The organism is Pseudomonas sp. FP453, from assembly GCF_030687495.1.
GTDB lineage: Bacteria > Pseudomonadota > Gammaproteobacteria > Pseudomonadales > Pseudomonadaceae > Aquipseudomonas.
In genome coordinates, this window is sequence record NZ_CP117435.1 from 5,945,910 (window position 1) to 5,972,386 (window position 26,477).

The 26,477-nt window shown below is 62.2% G+C and carries 26 protein-coding genes, 1 other RNA gene and 1 pseudogene; 16 read left to right on the forward strand and 12 right to left on the reverse strand.

Annotated features, from left to right (window positions below; translation table 11 throughout):
* Positions 1-54: 54 nt before the first annotated feature.
* Positions 55-1,203, reverse strand: a complete 1,149-nt coding sequence (argE, locus tag PSH87_RS27185; RefSeq protein WP_305431757.1) for an acetylornithine deacetylase — start codon at positions 1,201-1,203, stop codon at positions 55-57.
* Positions 1,204-1,361: 158 nt separating this feature from the next.
* On the opposite strand from argE, the gene PSH87_RS27190 reads away from it, so the two are divergent.
* Positions 1,362-2,729, forward strand: coding sequence for an inorganic triphosphatase (locus PSH87_RS27190; protein ID WP_305431759.1), 1,368 nt, complete (start codon positions 1,362-1,364; stop codon positions 2,727-2,729).
* 116 nt (positions 2,730-2,845) lie between these two features.
* Here PSH87_RS27190 and PSH87_RS27195 read toward each other — a convergent pair whose 3' ends face one another.
* A complete protein-coding gene (locus PSH87_RS27195) occupies positions 2,846-3,316 on the reverse strand; it encodes an Lrp/AsnC family transcriptional regulator (protein ID WP_305431761.1) in 471 nt (156 codons plus the stop codon).
* A gap of 127 nt (positions 3,317-3,443) precedes the next feature.
* Here PSH87_RS27195 and PSH87_RS27200 point away from each other — a divergent pair, with 127 nt between their 5' ends.
* The 7 genes and pseudogenes from PSH87_RS27200 (at position 3,444) to PSH87_RS27230 (ending at position 9,521) form a co-directional block, all read left to right on the forward strand.
* Positions 3,444-3,782, forward strand: a complete 339-nt coding sequence (locus PSH87_RS27200) for a hypothetical protein (RefSeq protein WP_305431763.1) — start codon at positions 3,444-3,446, stop codon at positions 3,780-3,782.
* Positions 3,783-3,865: 83 nt separating this feature from the next.
* Positions 3,866-5,546: pseudogene (locus PSH87_RS27205) on the forward strand (GspE/PulE family protein).
* Positions 5,547-5,612: 66 nt separating this feature from the next.
* A complete protein-coding gene (locus PSH87_RS27210) occupies positions 5,613-6,533 on the forward strand; it encodes an SPFH domain-containing protein (protein ID WP_017739057.1) in 921 nt (306 codons plus the stop codon).
* A gap of 10 nt (positions 6,534-6,543) precedes the next feature.
* Complete coding sequence (locus PSH87_RS27215; RefSeq protein ID WP_017739058.1) at positions 6,544-6,990, forward strand: NfeD family protein; 447 nt, start codon at positions 6,544-6,546, stop codon at positions 6,988-6,990.
* Positions 6,991-7,058: 68 nt separating this feature from the next.
* On the forward strand, positions 7,059-7,373 hold the full coding sequence (locus tag PSH87_RS27220; RefSeq protein ID WP_003176799.1) for a DUF2388 domain-containing protein: 315 nt from the start codon (positions 7,059-7,061) through the stop codon (positions 7,371-7,373).
* A 183-nt stretch (positions 7,374-7,556) separates the two neighbouring features.
* Complete coding sequence (locus PSH87_RS27225) at positions 7,557-8,222, forward strand: outer membrane protein (RefSeq protein WP_305431765.1); 666 nt, start codon at positions 7,557-7,559, stop codon at positions 8,220-8,222.
* A gap of 156 nt (positions 8,223-8,378) precedes the next feature.
* The gene (locus tag PSH87_RS27230; RefSeq protein ID WP_305431766.1) at positions 8,379-9,521 is read left to right on the forward strand and encodes a DegT/DnrJ/EryC1/StrS aminotransferase family protein; all 1,143 of its coding nucleotides are present in this window, start codon (positions 8,379-8,381) and stop codon (positions 9,519-9,521) included.
* A gap of 140 nt (positions 9,522-9,661) precedes the next feature.
* On the opposite strand, the gene gcvH is transcribed toward PSH87_RS27230, so the two are convergent.
* From gcvH to PSH87_RS27275, 9 genes are all read right to left on the reverse strand, one after another.
* Positions 9,662-10,045: a glycine cleavage system protein GcvH gene (gcvH, locus tag PSH87_RS27235; RefSeq protein WP_017739062.1), complete on the reverse strand. Its 384-nt coding sequence runs from the start codon at positions 10,043-10,045 to the stop codon at positions 9,662-9,664.
* 53 nt (positions 10,046-10,098) lie between these two features.
* On the reverse strand, positions 10,099-11,181 hold the full coding sequence (gcvT, locus tag PSH87_RS27240; protein WP_305431768.1) for a glycine cleavage system aminomethyltransferase GcvT: 1,083 nt from the start codon (positions 11,179-11,181) through the stop codon (positions 10,099-10,101).
* A 156-nt stretch (positions 11,182-11,337) separates the two neighbouring features.
* On the reverse strand, positions 11,338-12,954 hold the full coding sequence (locus PSH87_RS27245) for an iron ABC transporter permease (RefSeq protein ID WP_305431769.1): 1,617 nt from the start codon (positions 12,952-12,954) through the stop codon (positions 11,338-11,340).
* A 180-nt stretch (positions 12,955-13,134) separates the two neighbouring features.
* On the reverse strand, positions 13,135-14,139 hold the full coding sequence (locus tag PSH87_RS27250; RefSeq protein ID WP_305431770.1) for an extracellular solute-binding protein: 1,005 nt from the start codon (positions 14,137-14,139) through the stop codon (positions 13,135-13,137).
* 160 nt (positions 14,140-14,299) lie between these two features.
* Positions 14,300-15,517 (reverse strand): 2-octaprenyl-3-methyl-6-methoxy-1,4-benzoquinol hydroxylase, encoded by a 1,218-nt coding sequence (locus PSH87_RS27255; RefSeq protein ID WP_305434374.1) that lies wholly within the window; start codon positions 15,515-15,517, stop codon positions 14,300-14,302.
* Positions 15,518-15,526: 9 nt separating this feature from the next.
* Entirely contained in the window at positions 15,527-16,012 is a 486-nt protein-coding gene (locus tag PSH87_RS27260; protein WP_305431771.1) for a DUF4442 domain-containing protein, read from the reverse strand.
* Positions 16,005-17,192 (reverse strand): 2-octaprenyl-6-methoxyphenyl hydroxylase, encoded by a 1,188-nt coding sequence (gene ubiH / locus PSH87_RS27265; RefSeq protein ID WP_207040403.1) that lies wholly within the window; start codon positions 17,190-17,192, stop codon positions 16,005-16,007. The genes PSH87_RS27260 and ubiH overlap by 8 nt, the downstream gene beginning before the upstream one ends.
* Positions 17,189-18,511 (reverse strand): Xaa-Pro aminopeptidase, encoded by a 1,323-nt coding sequence (pepP, locus tag PSH87_RS27270; RefSeq protein WP_305431772.1) that lies wholly within the window; start codon positions 18,509-18,511, stop codon positions 17,189-17,191. Before pepP ends, ubiH begins: the two co-directional genes overlap by 4 nt.
* Before the next feature lie 20 nt (positions 18,512-18,531).
* A complete protein-coding gene (locus PSH87_RS27275) occupies positions 18,532-19,089 on the reverse strand; it encodes a YecA family protein (RefSeq protein ID WP_017739071.1) in 558 nt (185 codons plus the stop codon).
* 138 nt (positions 19,090-19,227) lie between these two features.
* Here PSH87_RS27275 and PSH87_RS27280 point away from each other — a divergent pair, with 138 nt between their 5' ends.
* From PSH87_RS27280 to PSH87_RS27295, 4 genes are all read left to right on the forward strand, one after another.
* Entirely contained in the window at positions 19,228-19,437 is a 210-nt protein-coding gene (locus PSH87_RS27280; RefSeq protein WP_003177365.1) for a TIGR02449 family protein, read from the forward strand.
* Positions 19,434-19,751, forward strand: a complete 318-nt coding sequence (locus PSH87_RS27285; RefSeq protein ID WP_003176812.1) for a cell division protein ZapA — start codon at positions 19,434-19,436, stop codon at positions 19,749-19,751. The genes PSH87_RS27280 and PSH87_RS27285 overlap by 4 nt, the downstream gene beginning before the upstream one ends.
* Before the next feature lie 30 nt (positions 19,752-19,781).
* Positions 19,782-19,960, forward strand: a non-coding RNA gene (ssrS, locus tag PSH87_RS27290) — 6S RNA.
* Positions 19,961-20,016: 56 nt separating this feature from the next.
* Positions 20,017-20,631: a 5-formyltetrahydrofolate cyclo-ligase gene (locus PSH87_RS27295; RefSeq protein WP_017739072.1), complete on the forward strand. Its 615-nt coding sequence runs from the start codon at positions 20,017-20,019 to the stop codon at positions 20,629-20,631.
* 22 nt (positions 20,632-20,653) lie between these two features.
* On the opposite strand, the gene PSH87_RS27300 is transcribed toward PSH87_RS27295, so the two are convergent.
* Positions 20,654-20,803, reverse strand: a complete 150-nt coding sequence (locus PSH87_RS27300; RefSeq protein ID WP_085986534.1) for a hypothetical protein — start codon at positions 20,801-20,803, stop codon at positions 20,654-20,656.
* Between the two features lie 194 nt (positions 20,804-20,997).
* Between PSH87_RS27300 and PSH87_RS27305 the strand changes: the two genes are divergently transcribed.
* From PSH87_RS27305 to PSH87_RS27320, 4 genes are all read left to right on the forward strand, one after another.
* Positions 20,998-21,447 carry an EVE domain-containing protein gene (locus tag PSH87_RS27305; RefSeq protein ID WP_305431774.1) on the forward strand — a complete coding sequence of 150 codons (450 nt, stop codon included), beginning with the start codon at positions 20,998-21,000 and terminating at the stop codon, positions 21,445-21,447.
* A 141-nt stretch (positions 21,448-21,588) separates the two neighbouring features.
* Entirely contained in the window at positions 21,589-22,554 is a 966-nt protein-coding gene (locus tag PSH87_RS27310; RefSeq protein ID WP_017739075.1) for an HlyD family secretion protein, read from the forward strand.
* Positions 22,551-25,268, forward strand: coding sequence for a ribosome-associated ATPase/putative transporter RbbA (gene rbbA / locus PSH87_RS27315; RefSeq protein WP_305431775.1), 2,718 nt, complete (start codon positions 22,551-22,553; stop codon positions 25,266-25,268). The genes PSH87_RS27310 and rbbA overlap by 4 nt, the downstream gene beginning before the upstream one ends.
* The gene (locus tag PSH87_RS27320) at positions 25,268-26,386 is read left to right on the forward strand and encodes an ABC transporter permease (protein WP_305431776.1); all 1,119 of its coding nucleotides are present in this window, start codon (positions 25,268-25,270) and stop codon (positions 26,384-26,386) included. Before rbbA ends, PSH87_RS27320 begins: the two co-directional genes overlap by 1 nt.
* Positions 26,387-26,477: the final 91 nt, after the last annotated feature.

Here is a 26,477-nt window from a genome sequence, read left to right on the forward strand (position 1 = left end):
AGGCTTGGCGACACGCTCACTCTCCTCAATATGGACGAACAGGCAGGGGTTAATTTATGCGGGTTTCAGGCAGTAATGTTCGATCAGTTCCCGCAATAGACGCACTGTAGGCGTCAAGCGTGACATTTCGAGGTACTCGCCCGGCTGGTGGGCGCAGGCGATATCGCCAGGGCCGAGCACCAGGGTTTCACAACCAAGGCGCTGAAGATAAGGCGCTTCGGTGCCGAACGCTACTGCTTCGGCACGATGACCGGTCAAACGTTCCGCAACCCGCACCAGTTCAGCGTCTTCAGGCTGTTCGAACGGCGGTACTTCGGGGAACAGCGGCGCGTAGTCGATCTGCACCTGATGGCGCTCGGCCAGGGGTTCGAGCTTCTGGCGGATGGCAGCGCGCAACACCTCGGGGTCCATGCCCGGCAGCGGGCGCAGGTCGAACTCCAGGGAGCACTGGCCGCAGATGCGGTTGGGGTTGTCGCCACCGTGGATGCAGCCGAAGTTCATCGTCGGCTGCGGCACGCTGAATTGCGGGTTGCGATATTGGCCCTGCCACACCTGGCGCAAGCCGCGCAGTTCGCTGATGGCATCGTGCATGGCTTCCAGGGCGCTGTGGCCCAGGCTCGGGTCCGACGAATGGCCGCTGCGGCCGAGGATGTCGATGCGCTCCATCATCACGCCTTTATGCAGGCGGATCGGCTTGAGGCCGGTGGGCTCGCCGATCACCGCCGCACGGCCCAGCGGGCGCCCGGCTTCAGCCAGCGCGCGGGCGCCGGACATGGAGCTTTCTTCATCGCAAGTGGCGAGGATCAGCAACGGTTGCTTGAACGGCTGATCCAGCAGCGGCAGCACGGCTTCAATCGCCAGCGCGAAAAAGCCCTTCATGTCGCAACTGCCCAATCCCACCCAGCGGCCGTCAACTTCCGTCAGTTTGAGGGGATCGGTCTTCCACAGCGCCGCATCATAGGGAACGGTATCGCTATGCCCCGCCAGCACCAGGCCGCCGGGGCCGCTGCCAAAGCTGGCGAGCAGGTTGAACTTGCCGGGGTTGACGTGTTGGATGTCGATGGCAAAACCCAGGTCCCCCAGCCAACTGGCGAGCAAATCGATCACCGGGCGGTTGGTCTGGTCGAGAGACGCCTGGGTGCAACTGACCGACGGCGCGGCAATCAATGCGGCGAACTGCTCTTTCATAGACGGTAATGGCATGCGCGGTCTCTCAACTTCCCGGATGAAGCCCACTATAGAGCCATCTGCACGACACAATAAACCGTTGCGGCGCGTTGCCGGGCTCAGTCCTGTACACTGCACGGCCTTGGCAGCCACTCTTTTTCCCGGCTGCGCTCCCGATCCTGGATTTTCCGGCCATGCAGAAAGAAACCGAAATCAAGCTCCGCGTCAGCCGCGAAACCCTCGCCGCGCTGCGTGAGCACCCGCTACTGAAAAAACGCAACAAAAGTGGCTGGGAACGCCGTGAGTTGATGAACCAGTATTTCGACACCCCCGAGCGCGACCTGGCCCAGGCCAAAGTCGCCCTGCGCCTGCGCAAGGACGGTGACGAGATCATCCAGACCCTCAAGACCCGTGGCCAGAGCGTCGCCGGCTTGTCGGAACGCAACGAGTACAACTGGGACCTGGCCAAAGCCAAGCTCGACGTGAAGAAACTCGACGGCGAATGCTGGCCCGAGCAACTGGCCGAGCTGGACAAAAAGACCCTCAAGCCGATCTTCACCACCGACTTCGTGCGTGAACGCGCCGAAATCGCCTGGGGCCGTGGCAAGGCCAAGGTGGTGATCGAAGCCGCCCTGGACCTGGGCCACGTGGTGGTTGGCAAGCAGAAAGAAGAAATCTGCGAGCTGGAACTGGAACTGCGCGAAGGTGAACCGGCCGCCCTGCTGGAACTGGCCGCCGAACTGGCCGCGACCCTGGCGTTGATGCCGTGCGACATCAGCAAGGCCGAGCGCGGCTACCGCCTGTATGACGCCAGCAGCTACTCCCTGAGCCTGCCGGCGCCGCAGATCCACGCCGAAATGCCGCTGGACGACGCCTTCGCCGCGATCATGTGGCACCTGCTCGGCAGCAGCCAGCGCCTGGCCGAGCAATACCGTTTCAATGGCCACTGGCGCCTGCTGCAAGACTGGGTCGACAACCTCGGCGAACTGCGCGCCCTGATCGGCAGCCTCGGCCAGGCCGCACCGCGCCAATCCACCAGCGAACTGCGCAGCGCCCTGGATGCCCTGCTGGAAGACTGGCGCCCACTGGTACAAGCCGGTGATGACGACGAAGACATCCGCAAAGCCGCTCCTGAGCAATTCGTTGAAGAATTGGACGACGTGCGCTGGGGCCTGTTCTCACTGAACACCTCGCGTTGGCTGCTGGCCCGCGCCTGGACCGCCGAGCGCAATGTGCGCGGCAACCGCCAGGGCGCAGCGCAAATCACCAACTGGCTGCCGCGCCTGCTGGCCGACGATGCCGTTGCCCTGCAACTGCCGCGCTACCAGCAACAACCGGAAGACCTGGCCGAGCAACTGCCGCGTATCGAACGCATCCAGGCGTGGCTGCACCATGCCCGCCATGTGGTGGACATCCCGGAAATGGACCGTCTGTATGGCGAGCTGAACAAGCTGGCGCAACTGGCCAACCAGCCGATCACCGATGAGTCGCTGGATGCGCGCATGCACCAGGCGATTGCGGTGTATCAGAACCGGGCTTGGAAGACCTTGTTGCGTCTGTAAGGACGCTATCGCGGCGGTGCGACGATTCGACAAGCCCGCTCCCACCTTGACCGCGTTCCAACTCTGGAATGCAGTCAAGTGTGGGAGCGGGCTTGCCCGCGATGAGGCCAGCCCAGTCAGCGCAAAACCGGCAAGCTGGTAGTGGACTTGATCTCCGACAACGCCACAATCGAATTGACCTCCTGAATCCCCGGCACCATCGACAACTTCTCAAAGAAAAACCGCTCGTACGCCTCGATATCCGCCGTGACGATGCGCAACAGAAAATCCACCGCCCCCATCAGCACATAACACTCCAGGACTTCTGGAAACCCACGAATCGCGTCGGTGAATTCAGTGAAGTTGGAGCGCCCGTGAGCATTGAGTTTGACCTCGGCGAAGATCTGCGTGTTGAGGCCGATCTTTTTGCGATCCAGTAGCGTCACCTGCGCGCGAATCACCCCCTCCTCCTTGAGACGCTGGATGCGCCGCCAGCACGGCGACTGGGACAGGCCGACCTGTTCGGCGATCTGCGCACTGGAGAGCGAGGAATCCTCTTGCAGCAAGGCCAGGATGCGACGGTCGTAGGCGTCCAGCTCACTGTGCATATAAATACCTTCTATGGCGCTTATCTTGAATTGAATGATTCGATAATTCGAAATATAGGCTCATCTTAGATAAGAAATCTCCGCTGGCGAATGTAAAAATTTCTCCAGTCGAATCTGGAGAATTCCCATGCACGCCGTCGAAACCAGCCACTCTGTTACCCGCGCCGATGTGTGGGCCGTCAACAGCGCCCATTGCCAGGCGCATTACCAGATCGTCGCCGAAGCGGAGCCGGATGTGCTGTGCCGGGTGCTCAACTATTTCGCCCTGCAATGCCTCACCCCACAGCAGGTGACGGTGAACCGCGAACAGGACCTGCTGACGATCGACATCACCCTGGACGGCCTGAGTTGGCACCGTGCCCAGGTGATCGGTGAAAAGATTCGAAACCTGATCAGCGTGTGTTCGCTGGAACTGTGGCCGGCTGATGCCGTGCGGGCTGCGGCGCTGGTGGCGGCGGCTCAGTAAAAGTCTGCAATACACCCTGGGAGGAAGATTTTTCGGGGCTGACTAGCCTGGGATTACGTCCAACACCTCCCAGGAAACCCTTGATGCCTGCTGATAAACGCTTGGAATTGCAGCTGTTGTTGCCGCCCCTGATCGACGCGGGGCTGGTGACTGCCGATATGGCAAAGCGCCTGTCTGCGCTTGCGACCAGCAACACCCTGCATCCCCTGGAAAGCATCGCCGCCCTGGGCCCCTCGCTGGAGCGCTTGACCCAGTGGCTGGCCGGACATGCCAGGCAAGCGTATTGGCGCATCGACCCGCTGAAGATCGACGCGGCCACCGTCGTACCCTTGATGTCCCACGCCTTCGCCCAACGCCACGCCATTCTTGCCGTGGCGGTGGATGCGCACAGCGTCACCATCGCCAGTGCCCAGCCATTCGTCACCGGTTGGGAAGCGGGGTTGGCCCAGGTCCTCAAGCGCTCGATCAAGCGCGTGGTGGCCAATCCCCAGGACATCCAGCGCTGCATCGGTGAGTTTTATCGGCTGGCGCAGTCCGTCAGCGGCGCCGATCAAAAGATGGCTGCACCGGGCCCTTTCGAACTGCTCAACCTCGGCGCCAGCGACCAGGAGCCCGACGCCAACGACGCCCATATCGTCAATATCGTCGACTGGCTGTTGCAGTACGCCTTTGCCCAGCGCGCCAGCGATATCCATATAGAACCGGGCGGTGAACTGGGCCGCGTGCGCTTGCGCATCGATGGGCTGCTGCACGACGTGTACCAATTTCCGCAGCAGGTGACGATGGCGGTCGTCAGTCGCCTGAAAAGCCTGGGCCGGATGAACGTGGCGGAAAAACGCAAACCCCAGGACGGTCGGGTCAAGACCAAGGGCCCAACCGGCACCGAGGTTGAACTGCGCCTCTCGACCCTGCCCACCGCGTTCGGCGAGAAACTGGTGATGCGCATCTTCGACCCCCAGGTGCTGCTCAAGGACTTCGACCAGTTGGGCTTATCCACCGAGGACCAACGGCGCTGGCACACCATGACGCACCAGGCCCACGGCATCATCCTGGTCACCGGCCCGACCGGTTCCGGCAAGACCAGCACGCTCTACACCACGCTCAAGCAACTGGCGACCCGCGAGGTCAACCTGTGCACCGTGGAAGACCCTATCGAGATGGTCGAACCGGCGTTCAACCAGATGCAGGTGCAGCACAATATCGACCTGACCTTCGCCAGCGGCATCCGCGCCCTGCTGCGCCAGGACCCGGACATCATCATGATCGGCGAGATCCGCGACCAGGAAACCGCAGAAATGGCGATCCAGGCAGCACTGACCGGGCACCTGGTGCTGGCCACCCTGCACACCAACGACGCACCCAGTGCAGTCGCCCGTTTGCAGGAGCTGGGAATTGCTCATTATTTGATCAGGGCTACCCTTATAGGAGTGATGGCGCAACGCTTGGTAAGGCTGTTGTGCCCCCACTGCAAACGCATGCGCGAAGGCGCCCATGAGGCCGTTGGCTGCGGGGAATGTCGAAACAGTGGTTACCGGGGACGTGCCGGCGTCTATGAAATCATGGTGCTGGACGAACACCTCAAGGCGTTGATCACCCCCGGCGCCGACGTGCAGGCCTTGCGCCAGAGCGCGATGGCCCAAGGCATGTGCAGCCTGCGCATGGCCGCCACGGAAAAAGGCCAGCGCCGGCCTGACAACAGTGGCCGAAGTGTTGCGGGTCACACCCGGGGATTCAGAAACAAATCCTTTGATTGTTGCGGCGTGAAACCGTTTTTATCGGTGACAACACCGTTACACTCCGCTCACTGACAACATCGGATAGGGAATCGCTATGCAGATCGGAACCGTACTGCTTATTTTCGTGGGCTTGGCCGTGGCCTTGCTCATCATGGGCTTCAAGGTGGTGCCCCAGGGCTACCAATGGACGGTCGAGCGTTTCGGCCGCTACACCAACACCCTCAAGCCCGGCCTGAACATCATCATCCCGGTCATGGACCGCATCGGTCGCAAGATCAACGTGATGGAAAGCGTGCTGGATATCCCGCCACAGGAAGTCATCACCGCCGACAACGCTACCGTGCAGATCGACGCCGTGTGCTTCTTCCAGGTGGTCAATACCGCCCAGGCCGCCTACGAGGTCAACAACCTCGAACACGCCATCCGCAACCTGCTGCAAACCAATATCCGTACCGTCCTCGGCTCCATGGAACTGGATGCGATGCTCAGCCAGCGTGACGGCATCAACGAGAAACTGCTGCGTACCGTCGATGAAGCCACCGCGCCATGGGGCATCAAGATCACCCGGATCGAAATCAAGGACATCAGCCCGCCAGCAGACCTGATGGCCGCCATGTCCGGCCAGATGAAAGCCGAGCGGATCAAGCGTGCACAGATTCTCGAAGCCGAAGGCCTGCGGGCGTCGGCGATCCTGACGGCCGAAGGCAAGAAGCAGGCGCAGATCCTGGAGGCCGAAGGCAGCCGCCAGGCAGCATTCCTCGAATCCGAAGCCCGTGAGCGTCAGGCCGAAGCCGAAGCGCGCGCGACACAAGTAGTGTCGGAGGCAATTGCTTCGGGCAACGTGCAGGCGGTCAACTATTTCGTCGCGCAAAAATACATCGACGCCCTCGGCAAGCTGGCCTCGGCCAACAACAGCAAGGTGATCCTGATGCCGCTGGAAGCCAGCCAGGTGATCGGCGCGGTCGGCGGTATCGGCGAGATCGTCAAGGCGACCTTCGACAGCAAGAAAGGCTGAGGCGACCACCATGTGGGATTTCCTGCAGCATCTGTCGTTTTGGGATTGGCTGGCACTGGGCACGGTGCTGCTGATTCTTGAGGTCTTTGGTGCCGGCGGTTACCTGTTGTGGATGGGTATCGCAGCGGCGGCCGTGGGTGTGATCAAGTTCCTGGTGCCGTCCCTGGGGCTGGAATGGCAACTGCTGCTGTTCGCGGTGCTGTCGTTACTGACGGCAGTGGGCTGGTGGAAGCGCCTGCGCAGCAGCGCCAGGCCCAGCGACCAGCCCGGGCTGAATGAACGGGGTTCGGAGCTTGTCGGACGTGTCTTTGTGGTGCATCAGCCGATTATCGATGGCCGGGGCAAGGTCAAGGTCGGCGATGGCGTATGGATGGTGACCGGTCCTGACAGCCCTGCAGGCGCTCAAGTCCGGGTGGTTGGCCAGGACGGGGTGATTTTAAAGGTTGAAACTGTTTAGTCACTGATGGAACTCGGGAGGCCTGACTACAATCATAAAGTACAGATAACCACCCGGAGTCACCCATCATGCGTCTCAAATATGCTGTCGCAACCCTCGCTGTGCTTTCCCTCCCTGTCGGTTCAGCCATGGCCGACAGTTTCTGGCGCAATGTCATCTCGTCGGGCGCCACTACTGGCTCGACGTACCTGACCTTCAAGGACCACAAGCTGGTGGTCGCTGCGCAAGATGACGCGGGCAGCTTTGTTGCCAGCGACGGCGGCATCCGCGGCCCGTACCTGGAAGCCGCGATGCAGAAAGTCCGCGCCGACAACCCTGGCCTGCAGGCCACGGACATGGAGCTGGCCAACGCCATCCTCGCGAAAAATGCCGTCACCGAGTAATACTCGGCCCATAAAAAATGCCGCTTTTAAGCGGCATTCTTATATTCGTTCTTACAGCCATCAGTGCTGATAACTACACATACATTCTGCTTTTCACCAACTGATCGAGATAGGTCCTGTCGTGACAGGCAGGGGCCAGATCACAAGCTATGGATTCCTTTTATACAAAGCGAATCACTGCCCATGCAAAAGCTTGTCTACGCAATACTTCTCGCGACATTCACAACCTCTCACGCGCAAGCAGAAAGCTGGTACGGGTCGGCAAAACTCAACAGCGCCCGCCAAAACCTCTCGAGTGCGTTACTGACCAGCCCCCGCGTCACCGAGCGAGTGCAAGCCCCCGATAGCACCAAGTCACTCGTCGCCTCGTTTGCAATGGGTTATGCCTTTACCGATGGCTGGCGTATGGAAGGGGAATACACGATGCCAAACAGCTCCGCGTTCAAATCCTACTGGGCGCCCTTCAATGCCAACGTCAACAACCTGCAGGTCAACAGCCAGCGCTTGATGCTCAATGGCTACAAAGACATTCCGATCAACCATTGGCTGTCGTTTTACGGCATGGCTGGGATGGGGGTTGCACGGATTGAAGCCAAGGGCTACCAAACCATTGATACCCGCCGTTTCGCCAATAACCGCCAGCATAATTTCGCCTACAGTGTGGGCATGGGCCTGGAGGCCAAGGCCAACGAACAACTCACCCTGGGCGCCGGATACCGATACGTCGCCATGGGCGATGTAGAAACCGGCTACAACACCTTCGCCAATCGAATAAATGCCCGGGATGAACAGCTCAAAGGCAAACTCAAGGAGCAGAATGTGTTTCTGGAGGCACGCTTGTCCTTCTGACTTGCCAAAGGGAATGCCGCTCATCAAGCGGCATTTCCATCGTCACCATGACGATTCATTCACGGGCGACAGGCTATATTCAGTCGAGCCGTGCAACCATGCCGGTTCTGATAAGCCTTTTCTCATCGCCAATCTGAAACGGATGCCTTCGTCGTCATGAGCCAACAGCCCTTCCTGCCGTTTTCCAAACCCACCATCGACGAAGCCACTATCTCGGCAGTCGGCGATGTACTGCGCTCGGGCTGGATCACCAGCGGGCCGAAAGTGCAGGCATTCGAAGCCCAGCTGTCGGAATATTTCGGCGGCCGGCCGGTGCGCACCTTCAACTCGGGCACCTGCACCATGGAGATCGCCCTGCGCATCGCCGGGATCGGCCCGGGCGATGAAGTCATCACCACGCCAATCTCCTGGGTCGCCACGGCCAATGTGATCCTGGAAGTGGGTGCTACGCCGGTGTTTGCCGATATCGACCCAGTCACCCGCAATATCGACCTGGCTCAGGTCGAAGCGGCAATCACGCCGCGCACCAAGGCAATCATCCCGGTTTACCTGGCTGGCCTGCCGCTGGATATGCCAATGCTTTACGCGCTGGCCAACAAGTACAACCTGCGCATCGTCGAAGACGCCGCCCAGGCCCTGGGCTCCAGCTGGGATGGCGAACGCATCGGTGCCACCGGGGATTTCGTGTCGTTCAGCTTCCAGGCGAACAAGAACATCACCTCTTCCGAGGGCGGCTGCCTGGTATTGAACAATGCCGAAGAAGCGCGCCTGGCCGAGAAGTATCGCCTGCAAGGCGTGACCCGCACCGGCTTCGACGGCCTGGATGTGGATGTGTTGGGCGGCAAGTTCAACATGACCGATATCGCGGCGGCGATCGGCCTGGGGCAGTTCGCCCATATCGAGAAGATCACCGCCCATCGCCAGAACCTGGCGCGGCATTACTTCGATTGCTTCGGCAGCGACTTCGAAGAACAGTACGGCGCACAACTGCCGCCGGCGGATTTCGAAAACAGCAACTGGCACCTGTTCCAACTGGTGCTGCCGGAGCGTCAGGACGGCCTGCCGGCCCGCGCCACCTTCATGGAACAGATGCAAGCCCACGGCGTCGGCATTGGCTATCACTACCCGCCGATCCACCTGCTCAGCCTTTATCGGGCACAGGGGTTCAAGGAAGGCATGTTCCCGGTGGCGGAAAAGGTTGGGCGTTTGATCGTGTCGTTGCCGATGTTCACGGCGATGACCGAGGCGGATGTGGAGCGGTCGGTGGCGGCAGTCAAAGCCGTACTGAAAGCGAACTGAAAACTCTGGCTCACCCCAATCAAATGTGGGAGCTGGCTTGCCTGCGATAGCATCACTGCGGTGTAACTAATACACCGAGGTATCTGCATCGCAGGCAATCCAGCTCCCACAGGGGTTACTGCTGTTTCTACTGCCAGCGTTTACTCGCCGATGGCAGCCTTGTAGCCAGCAGCATCCAGCAGTTTTTCCAGGTCAGCCGGGTTGCTTGGCTTGAGCTTGAAGATCCAGGCGCCATACGGATCGGAGTTCAGCAGCTCAGGCTCGCCGCTCAGGGCCTCGTTCACCGCAATCACTTCGCCAGCCACTGGCGAGTAGATATCCGAAGCGGCCTTCACCGACTCAACCACACCCGCCTGATCCGCTGCGGCAAACACGTTGCCCACTTCGGTCAGCTCGACAAACACCACATCCCCCAACGCTTCCTGGGCATGGTCGGAGATACCCACGGTCACGGTGCCGTCAGCTTCCAGACGGGCCCATTCGTGACTTTCGGCAAAACGCAGGTCGGCAGGGATATCGCTCATAGTCTGTGTCCTCAAGAAGTAATGTCAGCGGCCATTGGCCTGCCGGAAATAGGTTAGATCAAGGTTTTGCCATGGCGCACGAAGGTCGGCTTGACCACTCGAACCGGATACCACTTGCCGCGGATTTCCACTTCAGCCCGATCGGCCGTCGCCGTCGGTACACGCGCCAGGGCAATGGATTTGCTCAACGTAGGAGAGAAACTACCACTGGTGATCTCTCCTTCGCCAACATTGGCGATACGAACCACCTGGTGAGCGCGTAAAACCCCGCGTTCTTCCAGCACCAACCCGACCAATTTGAACTGCACGCCGGCCGCCAATTCAGCCTCCAGCGCGGCGCGGCCGATGAAGTTGCGCCCGGCAGGCTCCCAGGCAATGCTCCAGGCCATGTTGGCGGCGAGCGGGGAAACGTCCTGGTGGATGTCCTGGCCGTACAGGTTCATGCCGGCTTCAAGACGCAGGGTATCGCGGGCACCGAGGCCGATAGGAGAAATGCCGGCGCCCACCAGGTCGTTGAAAAAACCCGGGGCCTGATCGGCAGGCAACACAATCTCCAGGCCGTCTTCGCCGGTATAACCGGTGCGGGCGATAAACCAATCGCCATCGGCCAGGCCTTCGAACGGCTTGAGCTGGTGAATCAGGGCGCCGCGGGACTGGGTGACCAGCTCGGCGATCTTCTGCCGGGCATGAGGGCCCTGAATGGCGAGCATGGCCAACTCGGACCGCTCATTGAGCTGCACGTGGAAGCCGCCCAATTGCGCCTGCATCCAAGCCATGTCCTGGTCGCGGGTAGCGGCGTTGACCACCAGCCGGTAACCGGCGTCGGTACGGTAGACGATCATGTCGTCCACCACGCCGCCCTTGTCGTTGAGCATGGCGCTGTACAACGCACGGCCGCAGCCATGCAGACGCTCGACATCATTGGCCAGCAGGTGCTGGAGCCAATCCTTGGCCTGGGGGCCGCTGACATCGATCACGGTCATATGAGATACATCGAACACCCCGCAGTCGCGTCGCACCTGATGGTGTTCTTCAACTTGCGAGCCGTAATGCAGAGGCATATCCCAACCGCCAAAATCGACCATTTTCGCGCCGAGGGCGAGATGCAGGTCATACAGAGGCGTACGCTGTCCCATGGGTTTCTCCTTCCGGGCTTGGCGAAGGTGCGCAGCGTTGCCATATGCGCTGGATGCCTTGAGTTACAAGGCCTGTAGCCACATACCGCAACCCGACCAGAAAGACGGAGCGCACCGAATGCCGCGCATTGTAGCCGCAAGCCGTGGGCCTGGCACCTAAGCGATTTGTCGGGCAGAGCGCCGAATCAAGCCGATCACCGGCAGCAGGCCGACCAACACCAGCGTCAGCGCCGGCAATGACGCCCGCGCCCACTCGCCTTCGCTGGTCATTTCAAAGATCCGAACCGCCAGGGTGTCCCAGCCAAACGGGCGCATCAGCAAGGTCGCGGGCATTTCCTTGAGCACGTCGACGAACACCAGCAACGCCGCACTCAGCGTCCCCGGCAGCAACAGCGGCAGATACACTTTGCAAAACAGTCGCGGTCCACTCACCCCAAGGCTGCGGGCAGCTTCCGGCAACGACGGGCGGATGCGCGCCAGGCTGTTTTCCAGCGGCCCATAGGCCACCGCCAAAAAGCGCACCAGATACGCCAGCACCAGCGCCGACAGGCTGCCCAGCAGCAACGGCTTGCCCGCACCGCCCAACGAGCCGGACAGCGGCACCACCAGTTCGCGGTCCAGGTAGCTGAACGCCAACATGATCGACACCGCCAGCACCGAACCCGGCAAGGCATACCCGACGTTGGCCAGGCTGATGCCGGAGCGGATCGCCCGGGTCGGCGCCAGGCGGTTGGCGAACGCCAGCACCAGCGCCACGCTGACCGTGATCAACGCCGCGATACCGCCCAGGTAAAGGGTATGCACGATCAGGCCCGAATAGCGCTCATCCACGTCGAAACGGCCGCGCTGCCAGAACCAGGCGACCAGTTGCAGCATCGGGATGACAAACGCGCAGGCAAACACCAGACCACACCAACTGCTGGCTGCTGCGGCCTTGAAGCCGCGCAGGTGATACAGCGCCTTGCCCCGTGGCCGCTCATTACTCGGCCGACTGGCGCCCCGGGCCCGGCGCTCGCCGTACAGCACCAGCATCACCACCAGCAGCAACAGGCTGGCCAACTGCGCCGCACTCGACAGGCTGAAAAAACCGTACCAGGTTTTATAGATGGCAGTGGTGAAGGTATCGAAGTTGAACACCGAGACCGCACCGAAATCCGCCAGGGTCTCCATCAGCGCCAACGCCACACCCGCGCCGATCGCCGGCCGCGCCATGGGCAGGGCGACGCGCCAGAACGCTTGCCAAGGCGATTGCCCCAGCACCCGCGCGGCCTCCATCAGCCCTTTGCCCTGGGCGAGAAACGCGGTGCGCGCCAGCAGGTAGACGTAGGGATAGAACACCAGCACCAGGACAATGATCACACCGCTGGTGGAGCGCACACGCGGCAGGCGCAGGCCGCTGCCGAACCATTCGCGCAGGAGGGTTTGCACCGGACCGGCGAAGTCCAGCAGGCCGACAAACACAAAAGCCAGCACATAGGCCGGAATCGCGAAGGGCAGCATCAGCGCCCAATCCAGCCAGCGTCGCCCGGGGAATTCGCAGAGGCTGGTGAGCCAGGCCAGGCTGACGCCAAGCAAGGTCACGCCGACACCGACGCCGAGCACCAGGGTCAGGGTGTTGCCCAGCAGGCGCGGCATCTGGGTTTCCCAGAGGTGGGACCAGATTTGCGCATCGATGCTTTGCCAGGACAGCAACAGCACGCTCAGCGGCAGCAGCACCAGGGCGGCGACGGTGAAGACCGGCAGGTACCAGCGGCGTTGGGCGGGGTGGGCCAAGGAAAAGCTCTCAGAATAATGAAGGATTTGAAGCCGCCGTTAACAGATGTGGGAGCTGGCTTGCCTGCGATGCAGGCACCTCGGTGTATCAGTGATACCGAGGTGATGCTATCGCAGGCAAGCCAGCTCCCACACAAACCTGCTCCCACATTTGGAGCTGCGGTGTCCTACAGAGTGTACTTAGTTCCAGCCAGCGCGATCCATCAGGCGAATCGCCTCAGCCTGGCGCTTGCCCGCCACTTCCACCGGCAAGGTGTCCGCGACGAACTTGCCCCAGGTCGCCACTTCGGCCGACGGCGGTACCGCCGGGTTGGCCGGGAATTCCTGGTTCACGTCGGCAAAGATCTTCTGCGCCTCAGGCGTGGTCATCCACTCCACCAAGGCCTTGGCCGCTTCCGGGTGCGGTGCGTGCTTGGTCAGGCCGATGCCCGAGAGGTTCACATGCACGCCACGGTCGCCCTGGTTCGGCCAGAACAGCTTCACCGCCAGCTTCGGGTTCTGCTTGTGCAGGCGCCCGTAGTAGTAGGTGTTGACGATACCCACGTCGCATTGCCCGGCGTTGATGGCTTCGAGCACCGCAATGTCATCGGAGAACACGTCGGTGGACAGGTTGTTGACCCAACCCTTGACGATTTCTTCGGTCTTGGCCGCGCCATGGGTTTCGATCAGGGTGGCGGTCAGCGACTGGTTGTAGACCTTCTTGGCCGTGCGCAGGCACAGGCGACCTTCCCACTGCTTGTCGGCCAGGGCTTCGTAGGTGGTCAGGTCACCCGGTTTCACGCGGTCGGTGGAATAGGCGATGGTCCGCGCGCGCAGGCTCAGGCCAGTCCAGGCGTGGCTGGAGGAGCGGTATTGCAGGGGAATGTTCTTGTCGATCACCGGCGAGGTGAACGGTTGCAGGATGCCCATCTGCTCGGCCTGCCAGAGGTTGCCGGCATCGACGGTGAGCAGCAGGTCGGCGGTGGCGTTTTCGCCCTCGGCCTTGATGCGCTGCATCAGCGGGGCTTCCTTGTCGGTGATGAACTTCACCTGTACGCCGGTCTTCTGGGTGTAGGCGTCGAATACCGGCTTGATCAGTTCGTCGATGCGCGAGGAGTAGACCACCACTTCGTCGGCTGCCTGCACGGTGGTGCTGCCGATCAGGGTGAGTGCCAGGGCAGTCAGGAGGCGCTTGGGTGCCAACATGGGGGCGGTCTCTCATTTGCAAAAAGAGGGCAAATGATAAGGACTCACATTTGCTGGCGCTTGGTGGAGGCGTTACCAGATGTTGCATGAGTGGGATTTGTAGTGGGGCTGATGGCCTCATCGCGGGCAAGCCCGCTCCCACAGGGACTGTATTTCAAGGTCAGGGTTTGGCGAGGTCTGGGAGGTCGCCACTTAAACCCAACGCTTGACGCACAAACACCGCTTTAGCTTCGGGCATCTGGTCGACCATCTTCAGCCCGGCATTGCGCAACCAGCGCAGTGGCAGTTGGTCGGCCTGGAACAAGCGCTCAAAACCCTCCATCGCCGCCATCAACGCCAGGTTGTGCGGCATGCGCCGACGCTCATAACGGCTCAACACTTTCACATCCGCCAGGCGCTGGCCGCGTTCGTTGGCTGACAGCAGCACTTCGGCCAGTGTCGCCGCGTCGAGGAAGCCCAGGTTCACGCCCTGCCCCGCCAATGGGTGGATCACGTGGGCCGCGTCGCCGATCAACGCCAGGCCTTCGGCCACGTAGCGTTTGGCGTGGCGCTGGCGCAAGGGCACGCAGACGCGCGGGTCGGCGCTGATCACCGTGCCCAGGCGGCCTTCAAAGGCGCGCTCGAGTTCGCGACAGAAGCTCTCATCGTCCAGCGCCATCAGGCGTTCGGATTCAGCCGGTGTGGTGGACCAGACGATCGAACACCAGTCCTCCTGACCGTCCCGCACCAACGGCAAGAACGCCAGTGGGCCGGTGTCGGTAAAACGCTGCCAGGCTGTGCGCTGATGCGGTTGGCTGCTGCGCACGCTGGTGACGATGGCGTTGTGCAGGTAATCCCATTCACGGGTCGCGGTGCCGGTGAGGCGGCGCACGGCGGAGTTGGCGCCGTCGGCCGCCACCACCAGCGGCGCGCGCAAGGTGCGGCCGTCGGCCAGGGTCAGCAGCCAGTCGTCGCCGGAGCGGCGCATCTGTTCCAGGCGCGCATTGGCCAACAGGCCCAGGTCGCAGTCGTGCAAACGATCGAGCAAGGCGTCCTGGACCACACGGTTTTCGACGATATGCCCCAGCACTTCGGCATGCACGCTGGCCGCCGAAAAATGGATCTGCCCGGTGCCGCTGCCGTCCCACACCTGCATCTCGCCGTAAGGGCTGGCGCGGCGCTCGACAATGCCGTCCCACACGCCAAGGCGTTCGAGGATGCGCTGGCTGGCCGCCGACAACGCGCTCACGCGGGGTTCAAAGGCTGCGTCACGGTCGAAGGGTTTGACACTCAGCGGGCTGCCGTCCAGCAGCAGCACTTGCAGGCCACTGCCCTGCAACGCCAGCGCCAGGGCGCTTCCGACCATTCCGGCCCCGACAATCAGCACATCTGCGCGCATGTCCATGGTTTAAGCCTGTCTCGCTGGCGGCTTGCGCCGCACGTAAAGGGTTTTATCGACGCGCGCCACCAGGGTGCCGGCGCCGTCATGAATCTGCACCTTGAGGTGGGGCAAGTACTTCTCGCCCCCTTCGGTCTGCCGGCGGATCTCGTCGAGCAAGGCGTCGTCGATGGAAAACTCGGCAAACACCGGGCCTTTGCCCGGCGAGATGAAGTCGATGCTGGCGGCCTTGTCCCAGACGATGTAGTCGCGGCCCAGGTTCTCCATGAGCATCAACATGTAGAACGGATCGACCATCGAATACAGGCTGCCGCCGAACTGCGTGCCGACGTAGTTACGGTTGTACCAGCCCAGGCCCATGCGCACTTTGACGTGACGAAAATCGGCGCTCATCTGCTGCACGCTGACGCCCGCGCCCAGGTACGGCGGGTACAGGGTCATGATCCAACGCAACAGCCGCGCCTTGCCCAGGCGCTCGATCAACCACTTACGCATCGGGACGCGTGCCCAGGCCCATGGCCTGACGGGCGAACCAGCGTTTGGCCGGCGGCAACAGGTCGAGGCCGAGCAGGCCCATGTTGCGGCCCAGGGCGACCAGCGGTTGGGCGCTGCCAAACAGGCGCGTGACCTGGTCGGAGAAACCCACGGTCAATTTCTGATCCAGGCGCTGGCGTTCGCGGTAGCCCTGCAAGGTCGCCAGGTCACCCGGCACTTGCGGCCCGGCCAGCAAGGCTTCGGCCAGGGCCACGGCATCGCGCAGCGACAGGTTGAAGCCCTGCCCGGCAATCGGGTGCAGGCTGTGGGCGGCATTGCCGAGGATCGCCAGGTGGGAACGCACTTGTTCTTCGGCTTCCACCAGGGTCAACGGATACAGGTGACGCGCGCCGACTTGCTTCAGCGTGCCCAGGCGGTAGCCAAACACGCCCTGCAATTCGCTGAGGAAGCTGCGTTCATCGAGGTTGGCCAGACGCTGGGCGTCCATGCCGATGCGCGTCCATACCAGTGCGCAACGGTTGTCCGGCAGCGGCAGCAGGGCCATCGGGCCGTCATCGGTGAAGCGCTCGAAGGCTTCGCCGTTGTGGGCTTCGCTGGGGGTGATGTTGGCGATCAGCGCGCTCTGGTTGTACGGGCGGGTCTTCACGCCGATGCCCAGTTGCTCGCGCAGGCCGGAGCGGCCACCGTCGGCGAGCACGGCGAGGTCGCATTCCAGCACGGTTTCATCGTTGAGGGTCAGGCGATAGCCGTCGGGTAGCGGCTCCATGCGCGTGACTTCGGCCGGGCAGCGCCAGCTGACCACGTCTTTGTCCAGGCCTTGCCACAGGCATTGGCCGAGCCAGGCGTTCTCGACGACATAGCCGAGCGCCGGCACGCCCTCTTCCATGGCGGACAGGCGCGCCGTGGAGAAACGCCCACGGTCCGACACATGGATCTGCTTGATCGGCTCGGCGCGGCGGGCAATGTCCTGCCACAAACCCAGGCGCTGATAGATCTGCTTGGCGCCGTAGGACAACGCCGACGAACGCGCATCGTAGCTCGGCTGGTAGCTGTCGCCCGGGGCGAACGGCTCGATCATCAGGATCTTCCAGCCACGGGCCTTCGCCCCGGCCTGCAAGGCCAGCGCGAGGCTGGCGCCGACCAGGCCGCCGCCGATGATCGCCAGGTTGACCCGGCTCATCGGGCAGCCGCCATCAGCGCTTCAATGTCGGCGACGGTCTTGGGCACGCCGCCGGTCAGGATTTCACAGCCTTGCTTGGTCACTACCACGTCGTCCTCGATGCGTACGCCAATGCCACGCCATTTCTTTGCCACAGTCTGGTTGTCCGGCGCGATGTAGATCCCCGGCTCCACGGTCAAGGCCATGCCGACTTCCAGCACACGCCATTCACCGCCCACTTTGTACTCGCCCACATCATGCACATCCATGCCCAGCCAATGACCGGCGCGGTGCATATAGAAGGCTTTATAGGCTTCGCTGGCGATCAGCTCGCCGACGTCGCCCTGCAACAAGCCCAGCTTGACCAGCCCGGCGGTAATGACCTGCACGGTGGCCTCGTGGGCCTGGTTCCAATGTTTATTGGGAGCGATCTCGGCAAAGGCGGCTTCCTGGGAGGCCAGCACAATCTCGTAGATCGCCTTTTGCTCCGGCGAAAACCTGCCGTTGACCGGCCAGGTGCGGGTGATGTCGCTGGCATAGCAGTCGATCTCGCAACCGGCGTCGATCAGCACCAGGTCGCCGTCCTTGAGCAGCGCGTCATTCTGCTGGTAATGCAGGATGCAGCTGTTGCGTCCAGCAGCGACGATAGAACCATAGGCCGGCATCTTCGCGCCGCCCTTGCGGAATTCGTAGTCCAGCTCGGCTTCCAGGCTGTACTCGTGCAACCCCGCGCGGCTGGCCTGCATCGCCCGCACATGGGCGGCGCAGGAGATGCGCGCGGCTTCGCGCATCACCTTCACTTCTGCCGCCGATTTATACAGGCGCATGTCGTGGAGCAGATGATCCAGGGCAACAAATTCGTTCGGTGGCTGGGCGCCGAGGTGCGCTTTAGAGCGGATCACGTTGATCCACTCCATCAGGTGCCGGTCGAATTCGGCATTGCTGCCCATGGCCGAATACACCCGGTCGCGGCCTTCGATCAGGCCGGGCAGGATGTCGTCGATATCGGTGATGGGGAACGCGTCGTCGGCGCCAAAGTCACGGATCGCGCCTTCGGTGCCGGCGCGCAGGCCGTCCCACAGTTCGCGCTCGGCGTTGCGTTCGCGGCAGAACAGCACGTACTCGCCATGCAGGCGACCGGGCATCAGCACGATCACCGCTTCCGGCTCGGGGAAACCGCTCAGGTACTGGAAGTCGCTGTCCTGGCGGTAGACGTGCTCGACATCACGGTTGCGGATGGCCACGGCGGCGGCCGGCAGGATCGCGATGCTGTTGGGTTCCATCTGCGCCATGAGCGCCTTGCGGCGCCGGGTGTATTCCGCTCGGGGGATATGAATCATGGGCAGATGGGCGTCCTTTCTTAGTGCAGCGACGGCTTGGGTGCGGCGGGCTCAGCGGACTTCTTGGTCTCGGTGAACAGCAGCAGCGGTGCGACGCGCAGGTATTCCATGACTTCCATGTAGTCGCCTTCGCCGTCTTCGGACTCTTCCAGGGCGTCTTGCACCTGGGAGATCGCTGCCAAATCCTGCAACACTTCCTTGGCGTCGGTGCTCAGTTCCAGGCCGCCGGCGTTGACGCCGAAACCGTGGAGGAAGCCCTGGCACCATTGGCCCAGCGCGGCGGCGCGTTCGGTCAGTGGCGCGTCGTCGGTCGGCAGCAGCAGGACCACGGTGACGTCGTCACCGGTCAGCTCGCCCTTGACCATTTCCTGCAGGCCGATCAGCGCGTTTCGCACGTTCTCGGTCGGCTCGGTTTCCAGCAGCTCGGCCACATCGGCCAGCCAGTTGTCGGCATCAAAGCCTACGCCGGTGCAGCTGCGGCCCAGCAACACGCCGTGCAATTCGGCCGGCGAGCAAGGGTGGCCGCTGGTGCTCAGCAGTTTGGAGAAAGCGTCGTACGGGGAGTTCTGAATGGGCATGGTGAGCTAGGCGCCAGACGGCGCAATGTCTAGAATGGAGCGCTGTATCCTAGCACCGGCAGACGTACCAAGACTATCAAGGGCGTCAGATCGTTTATCCTGCAGTTGCCATTCATCAGACAAATCCAGTGGAACCCAATGGAAGACACCGACCTGCAAGCGCTGATGGCCAGACTCGAATTGCTAATTGATCGGGTCGAGCAACTTAAGAGTCAAAATGGACTCCTACTAGCTCAGGAAAAAACCTGGCGCGAGGAACGCGCTCACCTCATTGAAAAAAACGAAATCGCCCGGCGTAAGGTCGAATCGATGATTTCGCGCCTGAAGGCCCTGGAGCAAGACTCATGAGTTCAAGCAATAGCGTCACCGTGCAGATCCTGGATAAAGAGTATTCGATCATCTGCCCCCAGGAAGAGCGCAACAACCTGGTGAGCGCCGCCCGTTACCTGGATGGCAAGATGCGTGAAATCCGCAGCAGCGGCAAAGTCATCGGCGCCGACCGTATCGCCGTGATGGCCGCGCTGAACATCACTCACGATCTGCTGCACAAGCAGGAACGCCCTGACGTACAGGCCAGCGGCTCGACGCGCGAGCAGGTGCGCGACCTGCTGGAACGTGTGGATCTGGTGCTTTCCAGCGATTCAGACGCACCCAAGGGCTGATTGCCGCCGACGTTTAAGGTATACTCGCCCCACTCCCTGGCGTGTTTGCCAGTCGGCGATGTCCCTGAGCCGATTCGCACTACCCTGGAAGTTGCACGTTGGGCTGGTGTGCATGTCCGCTAGACGGAAAGCCTTAAAGCCTACTGCTTCTTCCACCTTGAACTTTCGGGTTCAAGGGCTAAGTCGACAGCGGCTCTGTCGGGGAGCCTGAATTCCCAAACTCAATGCCAGTCTTCGGACTGGCATTGTTTTATGAGCCGAAACCATGACCGAACCTGCGCCGCTTTCCCGTCCGCAACTTCGACGCATGTTGCGCAAAGCCCGCCGCGAACTCTCGCCGAGCGAGCAGCGCAAGGCCGCCCTCGGCCTGTATCGGCAACTGGCACAGCAGCCGCTGTTTCGCCGGGCCAAACATATTTCCTTGTATCTACCGACGGACGGTGAAATCGATCCGCGCCTGCTGCTGCGCGCCGCCCAGCGCCGGGGCAAGGCCACTTACCTGCCGGTGCTCAGCGCGTGGCCACGGACCAAGATGGTGTTCCAGCGCGTGCGGCCGGGGGAAAAGTTGCGGCCCAACCGCTTCCGCATCCTCGAGCCACGGGTGAACATCGGCCAGCAGCGCAAGGTCTGGGCGCTGGACCTGGTGTTATTGCCGTTGGTCGGTTTCGATGACGTGGGTGGACGCCTGGGCATGGGCGGCGGTTTCTACGACCGCAGCCTCGCTTACCTGGCGCGCCGCAAAAGCTGGCGCAAGCCGACGCTGCTGGGCCTGGCCCATGAATGTCAGAAGGTCGAGAAGTTGACGCAGGCGAGCTGGGATGTGCCGTTGGCTGGCACCGTCACGGATAAGCAGTGGTATATCGCGCAGACGCCGCAGTAAACAGCGGCGTCTGGAAGAAGGGTCAGCGCTTGAACGGTTGCGGTTGTTGCTGAGTCAGTTCAATGGGTGCATCGGTCTTGTTCGACCAGAGGCTTTGGGCATACCCGGTGGTCACGACGCCCAGACCAAACAAAATAACCAAAATCCATAGTAAATCCGGCTTACGTTGCATCGATTGCCCCCCTTCAGGCACCTCGTACACGATGACAACAACGTTCCAAAGTAGTCCGTTGCAGCGGCGTCAAGCTTAAAAGCGGGCATTCTGCGGTAACGTGAACCAACACGCAAACCTTGGCGCCAACCGACTGTCGGTTTGTCATTTAATTGCCTGACAACTTGCCCAATCCCATTTTCAGGAGCGCAAAAATGGCCTATTGGCTGATGAAATCCGAGCCCGACGAACTCTCCATCAAGGGCCTGGAAAAGCTCGGCGTAGCTCGCTGGGACGGGGTGCGCAACTATCAGGCGCGCAATTTCCTGCGCGCCATGGCCGAGGATGACGAGTTTTTCTTCTACCACTCCAGCTGCCCGGAGCCGGGAATTGCCGGCATCGGAAAAATCATCAAGGCGGCTTACCCGGATCCCACAGCGCTAGAGCCAGAAAGCCACTATTTCGACGCCAAGGCCACCCCGGAGAAAAACCCGTGGAGCGCGATCGATGTGGCCCACATCAAAACCTTTCCCAAGGTGTTGGGCCTGGGTTACCTGAAACAACAAACCGCCCTCGCCGAGTTGCCGTTGGTGCAAAAAGGCAGCCGGTTGTCTGTGATGCCGGTGACCGCCGAGCAATGGGCGGCGGTGCTGGCCCTGGGTTAACGGGGCAGAACCCGGCGGTCACGCGCCTGGCGCATGCATCTGTGCGCCAAGCGCGTTAGGCTTGCGCTTCATTTGACCGGTATCAACCGCCTGCGGGCGCCGCCCGGTCAAACTAGGACGCTAATGCCGCAGGAAGCCGCCATGTCGCAGAACAACCACACCTCCCGTATTTTCGCCATCGCCTTGATCGCCCTGCTGCTCGGCGCCGGCGGCTTCGGTTACTGGCGCTCCACCCAGGACCGCCTGCCCGAAGGCCTGAGCATGGGCAACGGGCGCCTGGAATCCACCGAAGTGCAGATCGCCGCGAAGATCCCCGGGCGCCTGGCCGAAGTGCGTGTGGATGAAGGCGACAAGGTGCTCAAGGGCCAACTGCTCGCGCGCATGGACACCCGCACCCTCGAAGCCCAGCGCGCCCAGGCCGAAGCCGAAGTGCTGCGCGCCAAGGAAAACTTCGCCGCCGCCGAGGCCAATGTGCAACTGCGCCAAAGCGAGCAGTTGCTGGCCAACCAGGAACTCAAGCGTACCCAGGAGCTGTACAAACGCGGCTTCGCCAGCAGCCAATTGATCGACCAGCAACAAGCCCGGCAAAACACCGGCAACGCGGCGGTGATCGCAGCCCAAGCCCAGGTCAATTCGGTAAAAGCCGCCATCGGCGCCGCCCAGGCCCAGGTCGCCCAGCTCAACAGCGAAATCGACGACAGCAGCCTGCGCGCGCCCATCGACGGAATCATCCAACTGCGCCTGGCCGAGCCCGGTGAAGTGCTCGGCGCAGGCGGACGCGTGCTGCTGCTGATCGATCCGAATGACCAGTACATGAACCTCTACCTGCCCGCCTCCGTCACCGGTCGCCTGACCGTCGGCAGTGAAGCGCGCATCCTGCTCGACGCCCTGCCCCAGCAACCGCTGCCGGCGAAAATCAGCTTTGTCGCCGCCAAGTCACAGTTCACCCCCAAGGAAGTGGAAACCCGCGACGAACGCCAGAAACTGGTGTTCCGCGTCAAACTGCGCCTGACCCACCCCGACGCCGTGCCCCAAGCCAAACCGGGCATGCCCGGCGCCGGCTACGTGCGCACGGCCGATATCGACTGGCCGGCCAACCTGCAATGACCGGCCTGGCGCTGCACGCCACCGGGATCAACCATCGCTACGGCAAGCAACAGGCCCTGCTCGACATCGCCTTCAGCCTGCCCGCTGGAACGCGCTGCGGCTTGATCGGCCCGGATGGCGCGGGCAAGTCGAGCCTGCTGGGGTTGATCGCCGGGGTGAAAAAGCTCCAGGCGGGCGAATTGCAGGTGCTCGGTGGTTCGATCCAGGACCGCCGCCACCGCAACAGCCTGTACCCGCGCATCGCCTTTATGCCCCAAGGCCTGGGCGGCAACCTGTACCCCGAACTGTCCATCAGCGAAAACATCCGCTTCTTCGCCACACTGTTCGGCCTGTCGAAAGCCGATTGCGACCAGCGCATGCACAACCTGCTGCTGGCCACCGACCTCGCACGTTTTGCCGAACGCCCGGCGGGCAAGCTGTCCGGCGGCATGAAGCAGAAACTCGGCCTGTGCTGCGCGCTGATCCATGACCCGGACCTGCTGATCCTCGACGAACCGACCACCGGCGTCGACCCGCTGTCGCGCCGCCGCTTCTGGGAGCTGGTCGAAACCGTACGCAGCGAACGCCCGCAACTGACGCTGCTGGTGGCCACGGCCTACATGGAAGAAGCCGAACAATTCGAACACTGCCTGATGCTCGATCGCGGCAGGCTGATCGCCGACGGCCTCAGCCGCGAACTGGCCGCCGTCACCCCCAGCGGCAAACTGGACGAGGCCTTCACCCACTTCCAGGGCGACAGCGCCCACAACAATCAGGCGCTAGTGATCCCGCCACGGGAAAGCGACAACACCGACATCGCCATCGAAGCCCACAACCTGACCCTGCGTTTTGGTGATTTCACGGCGGTAAACCAGGTCAGCTTCGCCATTGGTCGTGGCGAGATCTTCGGCTTCCTCGGTTCCAACGGTTGCGGCAAGACCACCACCATGAAAGTCCTCACCGGCTTGATGCCGGCCACCGAAGGCAGCGCCAAGCTGCTGGGCAACCCGGTGAACGCCAAGGACCTGGCCACCCGCAAGCGCGTGGGGTTCATGTCACAAAGCTTTTCGCTGTACGGCGAACTCAGCGTGCGCCAGAACCTGGTGCTGCATGCGCAGCTGTTCGACCTGCCCAAGGCCGCCAGCGGCCCGCGTATCGATGAGCTGATCCAGCGATTCGACCTCGTTGACGTGGCCGAGCAACCTTCCGGCGAACTGCCCCTCGGCTTGCGCCAGCGCTTGTCGTTAGCCGTTGCCGTGTTGCATCGCCCGGAAGTGCTGATCCTCGATGAACCGACCTCGGGCGTTGACCCCGCGGCGCGGGATGATTTCTGGCGCTTGCTGATCGAACTGTCCCGCGAACAGGGCGTGACGATCTTCCTGTCCACCCACTTTATGAACGAAGCCCAACGCTGCGACCGCATCTCGCTGATGCACGCGGGCAAGGTGCTCGCCTGCGACACGCCGGACGCGCTGCAACGGCAATTCCACGGCGACACCCTGGAAGCCGCCTTCGTCACTTGCCTGGAACAGGCCCAGGGCGAACCCGAACCCAGCGCACCCACCGCCACCGTCAGCGAAACCGCCGCGCCGCCCGTGAGCAAACGCGGCTTCAGCCTGACGCGCCTGTTGGCGGTGGCCAGCCGCGAAGGCAAGGAACTGCTGCGGGACAAGGTGCGCATGGCGTTTGCCCTGCTGGGGGCGATGTTCATGATGGTGATCTTTGGCTACGGCATCTCCTTGGACGTGGAAAACCTCGCCTTTGCCGTCTATGACCAGGACCAGACGCCACAGAGCCGCGCCTACCTGGAAGCGTTCCGCAGCTCGCGCTACTTCGCCGAGCAGCCTGTGATTCAGGATTCGAACGAACTGCACCGGCGCCTGCAACGCTCGGAAATCAAACTGGCCCTGGAGATTCCACCGGGCTTTGGCCGCGACCTCTACGCCGGGCGCCAACCCACCGTGGCGGCGTGGCTCGACGGCGGCATGCCGTTTCGCGCAGAAACCAGCCGTAACTATGTCGAAGCCGTGCACCAGGCCAACCTCCAGCAACTGGGCGAACTGAGCAGCCAGCCGCAACACAGCCAGGCGGCCGCCAAGCTGGAGACGCGCTTTCGTTACAACCAGGACGTGGTCAGCGTGAACGCCATCGGCCCCGGCGTGATGGCGCTGATCCTGGCGTTTATCCCGGCGATGCTCACCGCCCTTGGCATCGTGCGGGAAAAAGAGCTGGGTTCGATCACCAACTTCTACGCCACGCCGCTGACGCGCCTGGAGTTCCTGCTGGGCAAACAGGCGCCGTACCTGGCCGTGAGCCTGGTCAACCTGGCGCTGCTGGTGGCGATGAACCGCTGGCTGTTCGGCGTGCCCTTCAAAGGCAGCGGCCTGACGCTGGCGTTCGGCGGCCTGCTGTATGTGCTGGCCACCACCGGCATGGGCCTGTTGATTTCCGCGTTCACCCGCACCCAGATCGCGGCGATCCTCGGCACCATGATCATCACCAGCCTGCCGACCATCCAGTTCTCCGGGCTGATCGTGCCGCGCTCGTCCCTGGAAGGTGCGGCAGCCTTGATGGGTATGCTGTTTCCGGCCGGGCACTTCCTTGATATCGCCGTGGGCACCTTTACCAAAGCCCTGGACCTGCGCCAGTTGTGGCCGCAATGCCTGGCGCTGTTCGGGTTCTTTGTCGCGTTTACCGGGCTGAGCCTGATCATGCTCAAGAAGCAGGAGGCCTGATGCATAAGTTCGCGCACATCCTGCGCCTGGGTCTGAAGGAACTCACCAGCCTGCGCCATGACAGCGTGTTGCTGCTGTTTCTGTTCTACGCCTTCACCGTGGCTATCTACATGCCCGCCGCCGGTTCGGTGATTGGCGTGCATAACGCCAGCGTGGCGTTTGTCGATGAAGACCACAGCGCACTCTCGCGGCAGATGGCCGAGGCCCTGCAACCACCCGAATTCCAGGCGCCCGCGCCGTTGCCCTACGACCAATTGGACAAGGTCATGGACAGCGGCGAATACACCTTCGTGATCAACGTGCCGGCGAACTTCCAGGCCGACCTGTTGGCCGGTCGCCAGCCCGGCGTGCAGGTGAACGTGGACGCCACAGCGATGAGCCAGGCATTCATGGGCGCCGGTTACATCGGGCGGATCTTCCAGCGCGAACTGCTGGCCTACGGCGGCCAGACCGACGCCGCCAGCCAGGCGCCGGCGCTGCTGACGACGCGGGCGCTGTTCAACACCAACCTCGAAGGCGGCTGGTTTTTGGCGGTGATTCAGATCGTCAACAACATCACCATTCTTGCCATCGTGCTCACCGGTACTGCGCTGCTGCGCGAGCGGGAACACGGCACCCTTGACCACTTGCTGGTGCTGCCGCTGACGGCGCTGGAGATCATGCTGGCAAAAATCTGGAGCAACATGCTGGTGGTGGTGTTGTGTACCTGGGTGTCGCTGGAGGTGGTGGTCAAGGGCTTGCTCGGCGTGCCGCTGGCGGGGTCCCTAAGTCTGTTCCTGTTTGTGACGGCGCTGTATCTGTTTGCCAGTACGGCGCTGGGGATCTTTCTGGCCACGCTGGCCCGTTCGACGCCGCAGTTTGGCTTGCTGGCGATCCCGGTGATTATCCCGATGCTGTTGTTGTCCGGCGGCAGCACACCGTTGGACAGTATGCCCGAGTGGTTGCAGTGGGTGATGCAGGGGTCGCCTTCCACACACTTTGTGAGCTTGAGTGCGGCGATTCTGTTTCGGGATGCGGGGGTTGGGGTGGTGTGGCCGGATTTGCTGGCGTTGGCGGGGATTGGGTTGGTGTTTTTCTTGGTGGCGTTGGGGCGGTTCAGAAAGAGCTTGGCATCCTGAGGTGACTGGTAGATTGCTATCGCAGGCAAGCCAGCTCCCACAGTTGACTGCATTCCAACGTTGGAACTCGGTCAACTGTGGGAGCTGGCTT

Bases quoted from the DNA above. Each gene is read 5' to 3' on its own strand.
- PSH87_RS27285 (WP_003176812.1), top strand. From the start codon at position 19,434: ATGAGTTCAAGCAATAGCGTCACCGTGCAGATCCTGGATAAAGAGTAT.
- PSH87_RS27280 (WP_003177365.1), top strand. From the start codon at position 19,228: ATGGAAGACACCGACCTGCAAGCGCTGATGGCCAGACTCGAATTGCTA.
- PSH87_RS27210 (WP_017739057.1), top strand. From the start codon at position 5,613: ATGCAGATCGGAACCGTACTGCTTATTTTCGTGGGCTTGGCCGTGGCC.
- PSH87_RS27230 (WP_305431766.1), top strand. From the start codon at position 8,379: ATGAGCCAACAGCCCTTCCTGCCGTTTTCCAAACCCACCATCGACGAA.
- argE (WP_305431757.1), bottom strand. From the start codon at position 1,203: ATGCCATTACCGTCTATGAAAGAGCAGTTCGCCGCATTGATTGCCGCG.
- PSH87_RS27305 (WP_305431774.1), top strand. From the start codon at position 20,998: ATGGCCTATTGGCTGATGAAATCCGAGCCCGACGAACTCTCCATCAAG.
- ubiH (WP_207040403.1), bottom strand. From the start codon at position 17,192: ATGAGCCGGGTCAACCTGGCGATCATCGGCGGCGGCCTGGTCGGCGCC.
- PSH87_RS27225 (WP_305431765.1), top strand. From the start codon at position 7,557: ATGCAAAAGCTTGTCTACGCAATACTTCTCGCGACATTCACAACCTCT.
- PSH87_RS27215 (WP_017739058.1), top strand. From the start codon at position 6,544: ATGTGGGATTTCCTGCAGCATCTGTCGTTTTGGGATTGGCTGGCACTG.
- PSH87_RS27310 (WP_017739075.1), top strand. From the start codon at position 21,589: ATGTCGCAGAACAACCACACCTCCCGTATTTTCGCCATCGCCTTGATC.
- PSH87_RS27190 (WP_305431759.1), top strand. From the start codon at position 1,362: ATGCAGAAAGAAACCGAAATCAAGCTCCGCGTCAGCCGCGAAACCCTC.
- PSH87_RS27300 (WP_085986534.1), bottom strand. From the start codon at position 20,803: ATGCAACGTAAGCCGGATTTACTATGGATTTTGGTTATTTTGTTTGGT.
- PSH87_RS27195 (WP_305431761.1), bottom strand. From the start codon at position 3,316: ATGCACAGTGAGCTGGACGCCTACGACCGTCGCATCCTGGCCTTGCTG.
- PSH87_RS27295 (WP_017739072.1), top strand. From the start codon at position 20,017: ATGACCGAACCTGCGCCGCTTTCCCGTCCGCAACTTCGACGCATGTTG.
- pepP (WP_305431772.1), bottom strand. From the start codon at position 18,511: ATGATTCATATCCCCCGAGCGGAATACACCCGGCGCCGCAAGGCGCTC.
- gcvT (WP_305431768.1), bottom strand. From the start codon at position 11,181: ATGGGACAGCGTACGCCTCTGTATGACCTGCATCTCGCCCTCGGCGCG.
- PSH87_RS27250 (WP_305431770.1), bottom strand. From the start codon at position 14,139: ATGTTGGCACCCAAGCGCCTCCTGACTGCCCTGGCACTCACCCTGATC.
- PSH87_RS27260 (WP_305431771.1), bottom strand. From the start codon at position 16,012: ATGCGTAAGTGGTTGATCGAGCGCCTGGGCAAGGCGCGGCTGTTGCGT.
- PSH87_RS27255 (WP_305434374.1), bottom strand. From the start codon at position 15,517: ATGCGCGCAGATGTGCTGATTGTCGGGGCCGGAATGGTCGGAAGCGCC.
- rbbA (WP_305431775.1), top strand. From the start codon at position 22,551: ATGACCGGCCTGGCGCTGCACGCCACCGGGATCAACCATCGCTACGGC.
- PSH87_RS27320 (WP_305431776.1), top strand. From the start codon at position 25,268: ATGCATAAGTTCGCGCACATCCTGCGCCTGGGTCTGAAGGAACTCACC.
- PSH87_RS27220 (WP_003176799.1), top strand. From the start codon at position 7,059: ATGCGTCTCAAATATGCTGTCGCAACCCTCGCTGTGCTTTCCCTCCCT.
- PSH87_RS27275 (WP_017739071.1), bottom strand. From the start codon at position 19,089: ATGCCCATTCAGAACTCCCCGTACGACGCTTTCTCCAAACTGCTGAGC.
- PSH87_RS27200 (WP_305431763.1), top strand. From the start codon at position 3,444: ATGCACGCCGTCGAAACCAGCCACTCTGTTACCCGCGCCGATGTGTGG.
- gcvH (WP_017739062.1), bottom strand. From the start codon at position 10,045: ATGAGCGATATCCCTGCCGACCTGCGTTTTGCCGAAAGTCACGAATGG.